This is a genomic window from Undibacterium sp. RuRC25W, from assembly GCF_049339825.1.
Taxonomy (GTDB): domain Bacteria; phylum Pseudomonadota; class Gammaproteobacteria; order Burkholderiales; family Burkholderiaceae_D; genus Undibacterium.
Map to the genome: position 1 here is coordinate 1 of NZ_JBMPPD010000083.1, position 503 is coordinate 503.

The 503-nt window shown below is 48.3% G+C and carries 1 protein-coding gene; it reads right to left on the reverse strand.

What is annotated here, in order from left to right:
- Positions 1-503: GTP-binding protein (locus tag ACO0KV_RS18390; RefSeq protein WP_423044606.1), on the reverse strand; the 503-nt coding region annotated here is incomplete at both ends.

Genomic DNA, 503 nt, shown 5'->3' on the forward strand with positions numbered 1-503 from the left:
CCTTCGAGCGCCAATTTTGCGGAACCTTGGATAATTGGCAAGTCGTCGCCTGGGAATTCGTATTTGGACAGTAATTCGCGTACTTCCATTTCAACCAATTCCAACAATTCAGCGTCATCAACCATGTCGCATTTGTTCAGGAAAACGATGATGTATGGAACACCAACTTGGCGAGCCAACAGGATGTGTTCACGAGTTTGTGGCATTGGGCCGTCTGCTGCGGAGCAAACCAAGATCGCGCCGTCCATCTGAGCAGCACCAGTAATCATGTTTTTAACATAATCAGCATGGCCTGGGCAGTCAACGTGAGCGTAGTGGCGACCGGCTGTTTCGTATTCTACGTGGGCTGTATTAATTGTAATACCGCGCGCTTTTTCTTCTGGTGCTGCGTCAATTTGATCGTAGGCTTTTGCTTCGCCGCCAAATTTCTTGGACAATACTGTCGCAATCGCTGCTGTCAGTGTAGTTTTACCGTGATCAACGTGACCAATTGTACCGACGTT